At 48.6% G+C, this 12442-nt stretch carries 11 protein-coding genes; 2 read left to right on the forward strand and 9 right to left on the reverse strand.

Translation table 11 applies throughout. From position 1 onward, the window contains the following. Window positions 1–62 precede the first annotated feature (62 nt). Window positions 63–521 (forward strand): (2Fe-2S)-binding protein, encoded by a 459-nt coding sequence (locus D0Y50_RS11615; RefSeq protein ID WP_108567129.1) that lies wholly within the window; start codon window positions 63–65, stop codon window positions 519–521. Beyond that, window positions 518–2764, forward strand: a complete 2247-nt coding sequence (locus D0Y50_RS11620; RefSeq protein ID WP_117317098.1) for a xanthine dehydrogenase family protein molybdopterin-binding subunit — start codon at window positions 518–520, stop codon at window positions 2762–2764. Before D0Y50_RS11615 ends, D0Y50_RS11620 begins: the two co-directional genes overlap by 4 nt. Here the strand turns inward: D0Y50_RS11620 and D0Y50_RS11625 are convergent. The 9 genes from D0Y50_RS11625 to D0Y50_RS19540 form a co-directional block, all read right to left on the reverse strand. Beyond that, window positions 2761–7086, reverse strand: coding sequence for an EAL domain-containing protein (locus tag D0Y50_RS11625; RefSeq protein ID WP_147318238.1), 4326 nt, complete (start codon window positions 7084–7086; stop codon window positions 2761–2763). The genes D0Y50_RS11620 and D0Y50_RS11625 overlap by 4 nt on opposite strands. 81 nt (window positions 7087–7167) lie before the next feature. Next, window positions 7168–7686, reverse strand: coding sequence for a hypothetical protein (locus tag D0Y50_RS11630; protein ID WP_117317102.1), 519 nt, complete (start codon window positions 7684–7686; stop codon window positions 7168–7170). Window positions 7687–7705: 19 nt separating this feature from the next. Next, window positions 7706–8215: a hypothetical protein gene (locus D0Y50_RS19645; RefSeq protein ID WP_108567125.1), complete on the reverse strand. Its 510-nt coding sequence runs from the start codon at window positions 8213–8215 to the stop codon at window positions 7706–7708. Further along, window positions 8216–8419: a hypothetical protein gene (locus D0Y50_RS11640; RefSeq protein ID WP_108567124.1), complete on the reverse strand. Its 204-nt coding sequence runs from the start codon at window positions 8417–8419 to the stop codon at window positions 8216–8218. A gap of 159 nt (window positions 8420–8578) precedes the next feature. Next, the gene (locus D0Y50_RS11645) at window positions 8579–9946 is read right to left on the reverse strand and encodes a ribonuclease J (RefSeq protein WP_408640697.1); all 1368 of its coding nucleotides are present in this window, start codon (window positions 9944–9946) and stop codon (window positions 8579–8581) included. 89 nt (window positions 9947–10035) lie between these two features. Further along, complete coding sequence (locus D0Y50_RS11650; RefSeq protein ID WP_108567123.1) at window positions 10036–10272, reverse strand: DUF2789 family protein; 237 nt, start codon at window positions 10270–10272, stop codon at window positions 10036–10038. Between the two features lie 406 nt (window positions 10273–10678). Beyond that, window positions 10679–11035, reverse strand: coding sequence for a DUF2750 domain-containing protein (locus D0Y50_RS11655; RefSeq protein WP_117318757.1), 357 nt, complete (start codon window positions 11033–11035; stop codon window positions 10679–10681). Window positions 11036–11213: 178 nt separating this feature from the next. Continuing rightward, the gene (locus D0Y50_RS11660) at window positions 11214–12047 is read right to left on the reverse strand and encodes a LysR family transcriptional regulator (protein WP_108567122.1); all 834 of its coding nucleotides are present in this window, start codon (window positions 12045–12047) and stop codon (window positions 11214–11216) included. A 121-nt stretch (window positions 12048–12168) separates the two neighbouring features. Further along, complete coding sequence (locus D0Y50_RS19540; protein WP_170145498.1) at window positions 12169–12333, reverse strand: hypothetical protein; 165 nt, start codon at window positions 12331–12333, stop codon at window positions 12169–12171. Between the last annotated feature and the right edge of the window lie 109 nt (window positions 12334–12442).

Raw genomic sequence — 12442 nt, forward strand, 5'->3', positions numbered from 1 at the left:
CATATTGACTCAGACTAAAAACCATGGTGCTCTACCATAAACTGCTTAGGGAAAATGTAGCCATGATCACGCTTACCATCAATCAACAAACCCACGAATACGACGGCGACCCACAAATGCCTTTGCTATGGTATTTGCGCGATGAACTGTTATTAAAAGGTACCAAGTATGGTTGTGGCATGGCCTTGTGTGGGGCGTGCACGGTACATGTAGACGGCAATGCTACACGCTCTTGCCGCCTGCCGATGGCGGCCGTCAGTAATGCGCAGGTGACGACCATTGAAGGGTTAGACGAAAAGCATCAACATCCACTGCAAATCGCCTGGGCAGAAAACGACGTGCCCCAGTGCGGCTATTGTCAAAGTGGCCAGATCATGCAGGCGGCGTCGTTACTCGCGGCCACCCCCAAGCCCGATGACACCCAGATTGATCAGGCCATGGCGGGTAATATCTGTCGCTGTGGTACTTATCCGCGTATTAAAAAGGCGATTAAACAAGCGGCCGGGGGCGACAAAGTATGAACCAGACTAACCTTTCTCGACGCCAGTTTATTAAACAGGTATCAGTGGGCTCCGGGCTTACATTAGGCATTACCCTGGCACCAAAATCTTTGGCATTGGCTAACGAGCCAGCCTTACAAGAACAGCTGGCGCCCAATGTATTTGTGGCCATCGACAGTAAGGGTGACCTGGTTGTCACCTGCCACCGATCGGAAATGGGACAGCAGATACGTACCGCCATTACCCAGATTATTGCAGACGAGCTTGATGCTGACTGGCAGCGGGTTAGTACTGTGCAAGCCCCTGGAGACGAACAATACGGCGATCAGAATACCGATGGGTCGCGCAGTATCCGCCGCAATCTTGAACGCTTACAAGTGGCAGGTGCTACCGCCGCGTTAATGCTGTGTCAGGCGGCCGCCAAGGGCTGGGGCGTGACTGCCCAGAGCTGTTATTGTGAGCAGCACCAAGTGGTTCATAAACCCTCGGGTAAAAAAGTCGACTTTGGCGAACTGGTGGCGGTAGCCGCCACTTTGCCGGTTCCGGATGAAAAACTAGTCAAGCCCAAAGCCAGGGAAAAATGGCGTTACGTAGGTAAAAACATCCGTAGTATCGATATGCAGAATGTGGTGAGTGGTAATACTGTGTTCGGGCAGGATATTGAGCTTGAGGATATGCTTATTGCGGTTATCCAGCGGCCACCGGTGATGTTCACCAAACCGGTAACCGTTGATGATAAGAAAACCCGTAAAATAAAAGGTGTGGTTGATGTAATTACGCTAAAAAGTGCTTCGGCCCCCGCGAATTTTGCGCCACTTGGTGGTGTTGCCGTGCTGGCCAACAACACTTGGGCAGCCATGCAAGGCGTCGACGCATTAAACATCACCTGGTCAGAAAATGAACATAGCGCCTATCAGTCTACCGCTGAAAAACAACAACTCATTGATACAGCGAAACAAGCTGGCGAAGTAGTACGTAAGCGCGGCGATGGCGCCGCAGGCTTAACACAGGCAGACAAGCGGCTTTCGGCGACGTATTACGCTCCTTTGCTGGCCCAGGCGCCTATGGAGCCGCCCGCGGCGGCGGCCAGAGTCACCGCTGAACGCGTAGAAGTCTGGACCAGTACGCAAAATCCGCAGGCTGCGCAAGATCTGGTAGCGCAGACACTTGGCGTTCCCAAAGAACAGGTCGTTATTCATGTCACCCTGTTGGGCGGCGGTTTTGGTCGAAAATCAAAACCGGATTTTGCAGCTGAAGCAGCGCTGCTGGCAAAACAAACCGGCAAGCCTGTAAAGGTAATCTGGCGCCGTGAAGATGATATTCAACATGGCTTTTATCATACCGTTAGCGCCCAGCATATCGAAGCCGGGCTGGACGATAAGGGTAATACAGTAGCGTGGCATCATAATACGGTGTTTCCCACTATCAGCACCACATTTTCTACTGAAGCAGAATCCCCAAGTGCCGGTGAACTTCGCTTAGGGTTTATCGATAACCCCTTTGATATTCCGCATATTCAACTGGAAAAAGGCAAAGCGAAAAATCATGTACGTATAGGGTGGTTGCGCTCGGTAGCCAATGTTTACCATGCCTATGCTATTCATACCTTTGCAGATGAACTGGCCCATGCTGCAGGACAGGACAGTAAACAATACCTGCAACAGCTTATCGGCAAGCCGCGCCATATTGACTTAGCTCAAGAGGGCGCTGAATATGATAATTATGGCGATCCTTTAGATGTATACCCCATCGATACCGCTCGGTTATTACGCGTTATCGATAACGTAACAGCGGCGGCCCGTTGGGACCAGCGCCACGATGAAAAACGATTTTTAGGCCTGGCCGCGCACCGTTCATTTTTAAGCTATGTTGCTACAGTAGTAGAAGTTACCATCGATAAAGACGGTCAGTGGCGTATTCCCCATACTTATGTGTGTATTGATGCCGGTACCGTAGTTAACCCTGAACATGTTAAAGCGCAGTGTGAAGGGGGGTCAATTTTCGGGCTAAGCTGCGCTATCGGTCAAATCACCGCCGAAAATGGCCAAATTCAACAGACCAATTTTCATAATTACCAGGTGGCCCGCATACAGCAGGCACCCGCAGCATTTGATATTCAGATTATCGATAGTCAGGCGGCGCCTGGCGGCGTAGGCGAGCCCCCTACACCACCGTTTGCCCCCGCGTTAGCCAATGCGCTATTTGCCGCTACCGGCCAGCGCTTTCACGAGCTGCCTTTACCGCTGACCATAAAACCGGCTTAATGGTGAGCCGGCTGTAATGGCCAGTTAATGGTGCTAAACAGTTGGTCGATATGCGCGGCCGGTAAGGGCCGCGCATATAAATACCCTTGGTGCAGATAGCACCCCAGCTGTTCCATACATTGGGCCTGGTCGGGCGTCTCTACCCCTTCAGCGACACATTCCATACCAAAGGTTCTGGCCAGTTGAATACTGGTATGCACCAGTGCATCAGCTTGTTGGTCCACGCCTACTCCAACAATAAAGCTACGGTCAATTTTTAATACATCCAAAGGAAAACGCTTCAGGTAACTTAGGGATGAATACCCTGTGCCAAAGTCATCCAGAGCGAACTTAAAACCGGCCTGCCGAAAGCGCTTAAGCTGTTCATTAACCACCTGCGAATCATCCATCAAGGCACCTTCAGTAATCTCAAAACGAATTGACGAGGCGGGCAAATTACGTTGCGCCATGGCCTTTTGCAGCAACGGCAGGTCCAGCTCACTGCGAAACTGTAACGCAGATATATTAATGGCAACATAACCGGTAAACCCAGCCTGGCGCCATCGGCTTAAATCATCCAGGGTGCGTATAATGGCCAACCGGGTCACTTCTACAATGTACCTTAGCTGCTCAAGCACCGGAATAAACTGGTCTGGATACAACGGTTCAGACATATTGCACCGCAACAACAGCTCTACCCCTTCAGGTAAACCGGTTAGGCAGTTCATGATAGGCTGGTAATGGTTCACAAACCTATTTTCCTGGTAAGCCAGTTTCACGCTATTTTCCAGCTTGAGCTGCTCAATAGCGCGTGCATTAAGCTCTGCGGTGTAATAAGTGAAGCGATTTACCTTGTCTTTTTTCGCACTGTACATCGCTACGTCAGCTTGTTTTAACAACTCTGCAGGTGCACTGGCATCACCTGGATAGAACGCAATGCCAACACTACATGAGGTGCTGATAAATTCTTCACCCAGGGTAATCGGCGTTTCTACCGCATCAATCAGTTGGCCCACAAACGAATTGATGGTGTCGGGATGCGATACATCCTCTAACACAATGACGAATTCGTCGCCGCCTAGCCGGGCGACCGTATCGTCCCGGCTGGCCAGGTTTTGCATTCTGCTGGCCACCACCCGCAGTAGCTTATCGCCATAATCATGGCCCAGGGTATCATTGATACCTTTAAACCGGTCTAGATCGACAAACAATACTGCGACTGTGGTGTTATGGCTTTTCGCATGAGCTAGCGCATGGTCCAACCTATCAAGTAGCAAACTACGATTAACCAGGCCGGTTAAACTGTCATAACTGGCGAGCTTTTGCAGTTTGCGTTCGGCGCGTTTTTGTTCGGAAATATCTGAAATCACCACCAGATAATGATCAATCTCATGGCTAGGCTGCTGCCTTGCTATGGCCCGACCCGCCACTGCGGTAACATCTACCAGTACATCAAATTGCTGACCGTCAATTCCACTTAAGCTGGTTTCCTGCTTCCAGAATGCTCCCGCCTCCAGTGTTTGTAAGGTTGATTGCAGGTTATCAATCAATTCAGGGCGTTGTTGGGTTAGTTTACTCCACTGCTGCGGGAGTGCTTGGTGGGCATTTAAGCCGAAAATAGTACAAAAAGCCGGATTTGCAGCAATGGGTTTACGCCACCGGTCAAATACCACGACCCAGTCGCGGGTTTGCCTGAAGGCCTCACCCATTAACCGTAACTGGCGCTCAGTATTGGCATGTTTGCGTAGTTGTTGATGCCGGTGGGTATAATAAATAAAGACCAAAATCAGCGTGCCCATCACGTACATGGCGTAAGCAAACGGCGACCGAAATGGCGGATAGGCGATGTTGAAGGTGATGTAGGCAGGACTGATGTCGTAATTATAATGCGCAATAGCAGGCTCTACCTCAAACCGATAAGTCCCCGGCGACAAAAACGCGAACGATGCAAGCCCATTGGCTGAAGAGCCCTGGCTAACGACCTGCCCGGCGCGACTCAGGGTATAACTGTAGTTCCCCCGCCCGGCCGCTTCCGACAACATAGGGGAGAACCCTATTTTAATTCCAAAATCGTCATGTTCCAGGTTCAGGTGATACGCATTGAGATTCGTTAGCGGTAAGCTTAACGCGCGCGAGGCGAGTTCGACCTGGGTAATCGCCATAGGTTGGCGAACCCGGCCAGCCTGATCCGAGGCAATAACCGATAAGGGGTCAAATATCACTGCTCCACGGGTAGAACCAAACGCTATTTTGCCGTCAGCCAGGCGCAGCGCCGCGCCTTCATTAAATTCCGAGACCGACAATTCCTTACCGTAGCTGTAGTTCTTTATTAACTTGTTCTGGGGCGAAAAGCGAAAAACCCCTTGATGCGAGCTGTACCAGATATTATTAGCGGTATCCGTAGTGACACCATAAACTACATCAGTGCTCAGTAAATTGTCGGTGTTATAGCGATGTATTACTTGCCTGGTGTGTAAATCGATTCCTAACAGGCCAAACCGGGGAAACCCCAGCCATAACGTATTAAAATCATCTACCGCCCACGACGATATCGCCACAGAATTGTTTTTTTCCTGTGGCTGGTACGCATAGAGTTTTTCGGCTTTTAACGTAGCCGGATCCAACCACCATAACGCATCGAACGTGGCCAGTAACATCTTGCCATCCAGTTTGGCCGACGTGCCAAGAAACTCTACGGCCAATTGTGGCGATAGTCCCTGCTCGCTTAACGGTAAAACGGTTAACGCTCGGGTGGCCGGGTCATAGCGAAAAAAGTCGTCAGCTAAAAAATACAACCTGTCCTGTGTATCGAGGGCCATACCATAGCCCCAGTCACGTAAAATGGCTTCATCGGCAGTATTGTTAGTGGGCAATACACTAAGCGTGTCGGTGAGGGGGTTAAACTGCCTGATACCGGTGAAACTTTCTACATACAGCGTATTATCCGGCGCCGGAAGGATGTTGGTTATCTCTGCGCCCTCTTCGCTAATAACGTTGGTAGCGTCAGCGCTTACTCCGTTTGCGGACGGTGTACTGCTCAGCGCGGTGCCTGCTTGCAGATGCATAGTACTTTGCAGCGTCGTTAAATTAAGCCGGGTTAAGCCATTTGCGGTACCTACCCATAGCGTATCCGGATCGGACTGATAAAACCGCCACACCGTATTGTCAGTTAATACCGGCTCGGCGTCGCCCCGCTGGTTTTGAATTGTATTAATGGTCATGGTTTCTGGGGACCAGTAAAGCGCACCGCCAAGCTCAGTACCAAGCCACAGGTTACCACCGACATCCTGCGCGATAGCAAGAATGGCTTTTTTGGCTAATTGTACTTCACCGCTATTTGGTTCAAGCAAATGTACTGTTTGCCACTGTTGCGTAGCAGACTGCGAAAGGGAAAATAGTCCCTGACTGGCCGCTAACCAAAATTCGCCAGGCTCAGTTTCTATCATCTGCCAAACATTGATATCGGGTAAGACTGGCGTAAATTCAGGAACCCGTCCGGCTACTAATGCGCGCTGTAAATTCTCCAGGGGTATGCTAAACAGCCCCTGCACGGTGGATAGCCATAACCTGCGGTGGCTATCTACCAGCAAATGTTTAGTATTTTGATTCAGGCTATTAGCAGGAATATCCGCCAGATAATCTATGGCCATAACAGGCTCATCGGAATGGACTAATGGCGTAGCAAAAAAACCTGCTGACGTTGCGACATACAGAAACTGCGGTCCCACCCAAATATCGCGGATAATATCTTCGGAGGCTCGCATAGCAGGGGGCAGCGTAAATAGGGTGTGAGGCGTCGTGGTGTTGCTTTCAAAATAAATCACTTCATGGTCAAGCGCCACATACATTCTGCCGTTGCCGGACTGGGCGAAAGCCTGGGCAGTCTGGACCCAGGATGGCGTAGACAGTGCGTTTTGATAGACCACCCGAGTAATTGACTGAGTGGTAAGATCCAGGGTGAAGACACCAGCGGCGAAGGTGCTTATCCATAAGCGAGAAGAAGCATCCAGAAACAACGCCTCAATGCTGGCATTAACAAAAACATCATCAGGGCCGCTGATGGTCGTAAAATGGTAACCGTCCCAGCGGCTCAGGCCTCCCTCGGTTGCAAACCAAACAAAACCATCTTCGTCTATCAGGATATCCTGAACAGTGTCCTGAGCTAATCCCTGATGGGTGGAAAGCCGTGTGAATTGCGGCGAATTCAGTTCGGGTTGGCCAAAGACCGGTAAACAAAACCAGCTTGCTACAAAGCCTGTAGCGAAAAAATGTATTAAGAAACGCCGTACAAGCAAAGAAAGCGTTTGTAGCCCAAGCCGAAGGTAAAATCCCTTCTTAAACACCGCACTCACCGGTTAGCATTCCATTTATTTTTATATATAGCCTGTACTTACTATAGCAAATTCTTACGCCAAAACGACCCTCTATTCGTACTCAGTATCCTGCGTCCGATATTTTACCGTTTGATAGATACACCAGGAACAATAACTGCCAATAACCGCCACATCTGCCCAGTTCAATATCCTAACGAGTACATAGTGATAGTCTTTGATAGCGTCCCTGAATCCTAAATAATAACTAAAGAATGTCACAATCTGAACCATCGCCAACGCCATAAAAATAGCCATAATGCACTTTGATGCAAGTTCAAGTTTAAGATGCAGACATTTTGAAACGGCGTAAATAGCGCCCACTACGACTAAATCGGTCAGCAAAAAGCTGCCGTACCATACCGCCCTCAGCTGCTGCCATTCGCTTAATGTCAGGTCGGCTGCACTAAACATGGGCAGTAAGGTAAGCTCGATAGGCACGTGGATACATTCGATAATAATAATGCAGGCTATTGCCACGGTAAAACTGGTTACCCGTTTGACCACAATAGTGTAAACCACAAGTGCCAATAACCGGAACGCAAAAAATGGCTCTAAAAAATCAAAACTCATCATCCGCCTTTAGCAGTACCTAGGAGTAATTGCGGTAATTGTTGGAGAACATTTTTAAACAAGCGACAACCGCTACATGGCCTAACAACAGTACTGATACAGTATAATTTGATATCACAATCAGTAGGTTGTGGATGGTATCGAACGACTCCCAATAAAAGAATAAGCGGGCAAACAACGTCACAAGCTGTAATAAACCCATGAAAAGATACAATGTAATTACGCCCTTGGAACTCCAATCCAAGGCCATTTTAAGATTGCTCGACCACCACACAATCAAGGCGACAAAAAGTAGGTCTGTAAGCCCAAAAAACACATACCAGGAAACAAATAATACGGTATCAAACTGATGTAATACATTCAGACTAATAAAGTAATACTCAGCTCCCAGATGAAGCGCATCAAGAATTAGGGTGCCTACGAAGACGAATGAAAATACCGTCAGACGTTTCACGGTAAGAATATAAATGCACAAAGCCGCTAGATTTATCAGCGGCCATGTGGGGATGTGAACTAAAGCTTCAAACATTCATTTTAAGTTTTTAGGCGGCGGCCCTTTTGGTGAGCGCCCGCTACCATTGCTGGTGGTTCCTACCGCACATAGCAGTGGAACAGCTGAACAAATATCATCTACTGACACAAGATAATGTTTCTCTTTATTATCCTGGGCGAGTACCGTAAAAGATAATAATCCGATAACCAGAGTTACCGCAATTTTCTGTACTTTTTTCATCATCATTCCTTCGGATTAACTACCGTTAATAACTGAATTACCACATTCAACAAGGCTATCGACCAGTGTCTTGTATCCTGAAGGTAAATTTCACAAAATTTTGTGACTCAGTTATAAACGTGGGGGATCCTTTCCCAGCCTTCCCGAAAGTATAACATCCTACTCTCTACGTAAAGCAATACGTCCCGTCTTGATAACCTGGCGGCGGATACTGGTGAGGGGGGTCAACCGATATAAATCACCATTTAGGCCTACCTGCCGCTTTTTTACGCCTGTGGCTTTGGCCACGTCAGCATGGGCTTGCAGATGTTCTGGCTCACCGTGCACTGGTATTGCAATTTGCGGCTTTACCCATTCATACATTAATGCCAGCTCTTCTGCACAGGGATGCCCGCTGGCGTGAATAGGCAGCTGGCTATCCTCACTTTGCAAGGTAGTGATACCCTGAGCCGCGAATTGCCGCAACAATGACGCCACCGATTTTTCGTTGCCCGGGATAACGATACTGGAGAATATAACCATATCGCCTTTATCCAAAGACAGTTGCGGATGACTATCCCGGGCAATGCGCCCAAGCGCCGCCCTTGGCTCGCCCTGGCTACCTGTGGCGACGGCCATTACTTCGTCAGGTGGAAGATAGCCTAAGTGCGCCGGGTCAACCAGCGGTAGCTCATCTGGCCAAAACCCGGTTTTGCGGGCAATGCTATACATATTCAATAATGAGCGACCAAACAACGCCATATAACGATTGGTCTTTTGGGCCACCCGCGCCAATGAGATTAAGCGGGCTATGTTACTCCCAAAACAGGTCACCACCACCCGCCCCTTGCAAGGCCGAATGGTGTTCAGCAACCCGTCGTAACAATTACGTTCTGATATAGAAAAACCAGGTTTGTTGGCATTGGTGGAGTCGCCTACCAGGGCCAGGATATTTTCATCGCGCAAGCGGCGAAAGCGCTGTGGGTCAAATGGTTTTCCAGTGATAGGCTGGGCATCTATTTTCCAATCTGCAGTATGTAGCACGGTACCTACCGGGGTGGTAATCTTCAGTGCATAGGGTTCAGGAATGGAATGGGTAATAGCAAGCCAGGAAAGACGAAAAGGGCCAAGGTCAACAATAGCATCCGGGTCCACTTCAATAATAGGGACTTTATCTACTAAGCCCGTTTCGGCCAGCTTACGACGTAACACTTCTGCGGTAAAGGCGGTGGTATAAACCGGGCATTTTAAACGAGGCCACAGGTAAGGTACCGCGCCCACATGATCTTCATGAGCATGGGTTATCACCAAGCCGCACAAATGCTCGTTTTGCGCGCTGATAAATGTCGGATCCGGCGCCACGACCTGCACCCGCCCGCCTTCGCTGCTACCATTACGGTAGGGCGGCGTAAGAGGCTCATCAAAACTTACGCCACAGTCCACCATTAACCAGCGGCCGTCATGTCCATACAAATTCATGTTCATGCCTATCTCACCGGTACCACCTAACGGTACAAACCAGAGATCCTGCGGGCCGGGCGTCAACAACGAAATACTCACCTCCAGACACTTACCAACGACAATTCACACTGTGGGTACATTCGGGTAAACTAATAAGCACCCTGACCTTAGCCCTGCTAATCTTTGTGCAATCGAACGTTAAGCTCATCAATAATGACTACCCATTCAGCATCAGCCTGCATCGCCTGAGCCAAAAATGCTTTTTGCCCTTCGCTCCAAAACGGCGCATCTTCAATATGCCGGCTATCGTTCATTCCACGGTGTTTATCAATAAATGCTTCAATAGCTTCATCGCTGGAATCCAATCCCAACTGTTCAAACAGCTCTGGCATAGTAGGTTGTTCTGTAAACATAAATCTTCCTGGTTATTTATTTATGCTGTTTAAACGCGATCAGAGAAAAGCTAGATCAGCTTTGTTGCGCTATCGGCGTGAATTGAAGAAAGATACACAGTATGGTTAACGCCAAACGCCGGCCGGTTACTACCGTAAATACCGCAGATGCAAAAGGCCATGCTCCACTATTTGCAGGTGTACAACACTAAAGCAGCACCTATATAAGCCCATATATCAAGGTGTTTTCAAGATAGTGAACATTGATATCGCAATGTAAACGGGACGAGGCTAAACGGAAAAAATCCATCGAAAGAAAGGGGCAAATACAGCACCACAGCCCGGGCAGAATTGCCAACAGGCGCGTCTTGGCTGTATTTGCTGCGTTTGCGGGTAAGCCAGGCTAGCACCTGGCAACCAGGCACGCTTACATAATTTTTTCGGCGAGAGTTTCCGGATCCATGACTTCGCCGTCTTCACCCGGTACCGGGCACATCATAATGACCAGATTGTCCTGCATTAGTCCCGGTGTCCATTTCTGTAGCCAGTCTTTAAGCGAAATAGCCATAGGCTCGCAATCCGCCCAGTCTTCGGTTGCCCAAATCAATGCCATGCCGGCATCTGGCCAAACCGGCACCCCATCTTCATCATCGGTGGTAAGCATCACACAGCCATCACCATCTTTGAGGATCCAGACCTCTTCATTCTGTTTAATATTACTAATGGTCTCTGCCATTCTTACATCAGCGCCAGCATTTAATAACGGGTGTTGGTCTAAAGCCATAATACGGTCCTTTGCATCATCAGCAGGCAGCAAAAACAAAATAATGCCTGCGAATCAGGATAAATTGATACATCATCAAATGGGCACTATTGATAAATTTGCAAGGGTCTACCTGACCTTCGGGGCAATTTTAATTGAGGTTGTATAAAGACTGCACTGATATGCCAGGCAGGCTGCATTAACTGGCCGGCTTAAATAACTGATCGATGACGGTAGATAACGCAGGACGCTTGACGGTTTTCAGATGGTTCAAATAAACGCAGGCATACGCTTCAGTGAAGGTTTGTAATAAAATGAGTTCACGCTGTTTGTTACCGCGTTGCGCATAAGATAGCGGTAACACCACACAACCGCCCTCTTCTTCCACTGACGATAACGCCAGCCTTAATGAGTTAGTGCGTAGCCTGGCTTCGCGCAACTGGGGAAAAACCTGACATACTGCCTCACGTGGTTTGCTACCCCACTCTATGGCGACAAAGTCGGCTGCGTCGATGCTTTGCTGAGCATCATTGACAGAAAATAGACCTAACGGTTCGCGCCACACCTCTTCGCTTATCACCTCTTCTGACTTTAGCGCCTCTGAAGAAAAGGCCAAATCTATGACTCTTTCATGTAACTGGCGTGACAAATTATCCAGCGTCAGGATTTCGGCTTTAACCGACCAATCAGGGAAAAATTCATGAATTTTAGATAGGGTACTGGATAATTGTAGTTCGCTGGCTAATTGCGTCGCGCCGCACACTACATATTCGCCAGACTCCAATTGCAGTTCGCGCTTGGCGTCTTTAAGGGTGTCACTAAGTTGATGAGCAAAGGGAAGGAGTTTTTCGCCCGCGGGAGTTAACTGTATACTATTGCGGTGACGAATAAACAGGGTTGTCTGAAAATATTCTTCGAGCAGCTTAATACGGGCGCTCACGGCCGATTGGGTAAGAAAAAGATTTTCGGCAGCTTTGCCAAAATGCCGGGTATTGGCCACTTCGATAAAAGTGGAAAGAAAGCGGATATCCATGCTTTAAGACAATAAAAAACAACTTGCCGCTAAAGCTGGCACAATTTACTGAAATTGTAAACAAAAACAAGCCAAACGGCTGTGATTAACAGCCGTTTGGCGGGGATTCGTTATTAGGTTATTAAGCCCCTTCCTGATGCAGGCGACGTTGTTTGTCCCGGCGCAGTACATCTCGTTTCTGTTTGCTTTTAACCTGGTGACGACGATCTTGCTTTTTCTTACCGTGAAGTTCGTCATCCTCTACCGAGTCCCATGCTTCACGTTGGTAACGATAGTCTTTACTCATTGCAGTCTCATTCTTGTTGCCTACCCCTTCATTATCAGCACCGCGGGTAAAAATAAAAACAAATATTAATCATCGTAACGATGAAATATTTTATATGGCAGGAATTAAT

Source organism: Salinimonas sediminis (assembly GCF_003429285.1).
GTDB lineage: Bacteria > Pseudomonadota > Gammaproteobacteria > Enterobacterales > Alteromonadaceae > Alteromonas > Alteromonas indica.

What these genes read in the sequence shown, in the direction of transcription:
- D0Y50_RS19645 (WP_108567125.1), bottom strand. Translation starts at nt 8,215, where the DNA reads ATGTTTGAAGCTTTAGTTCACATCCCCACATGGCCGCTGATAAATCTA.
- D0Y50_RS11640 (WP_108567124.1), bottom strand. Translation starts at nt 8,419, where the DNA reads ATGAAAAAAGTACAGAAAATTGCGGTAACTCTGGTTATCGGATTATTA.
- D0Y50_RS11660 (WP_108567122.1), bottom strand. Translation starts at nt 12,047, where the DNA reads ATGGATATCCGCTTTCTTTCCACTTTTATCGAAGTGGCCAATACCCGG.
- D0Y50_RS11620 (WP_117317098.1), top strand. Translation starts at nt 518, where the DNA reads ATGAACCAGACTAACCTTTCTCGACGCCAGTTTATTAAACAGGTATCA.
- D0Y50_RS11615 (WP_108567129.1), top strand. Translation starts at nt 63, where the DNA reads ATGATCACGCTTACCATCAATCAACAAACCCACGAATACGACGGCGAC.
- D0Y50_RS19540 (WP_170145498.1), bottom strand. Translation starts at nt 12,333, where the DNA reads ATGAGTAAAGACTATCGTTACCAACGTGAAGCATGGGACTCGGTAGAG.
- D0Y50_RS11655 (WP_117318757.1), bottom strand. Translation starts at nt 11,035, where the DNA reads ATGGCTTTAGACCAACACCCGTTATTAAATGCTGGCGCTGATGTAAGA.
- D0Y50_RS11650 (WP_108567123.1), bottom strand. Translation starts at nt 10,272, where the DNA reads ATGTTTACAGAACAACCTACTATGCCAGAGCTGTTTGAACAGTTGGGA.
- D0Y50_RS11630 (WP_117317102.1), bottom strand. Translation starts at nt 7,686, where the DNA reads ATGAGTTTTGATTTTTTAGAGCCATTTTTTGCGTTCCGGTTATTGGCA.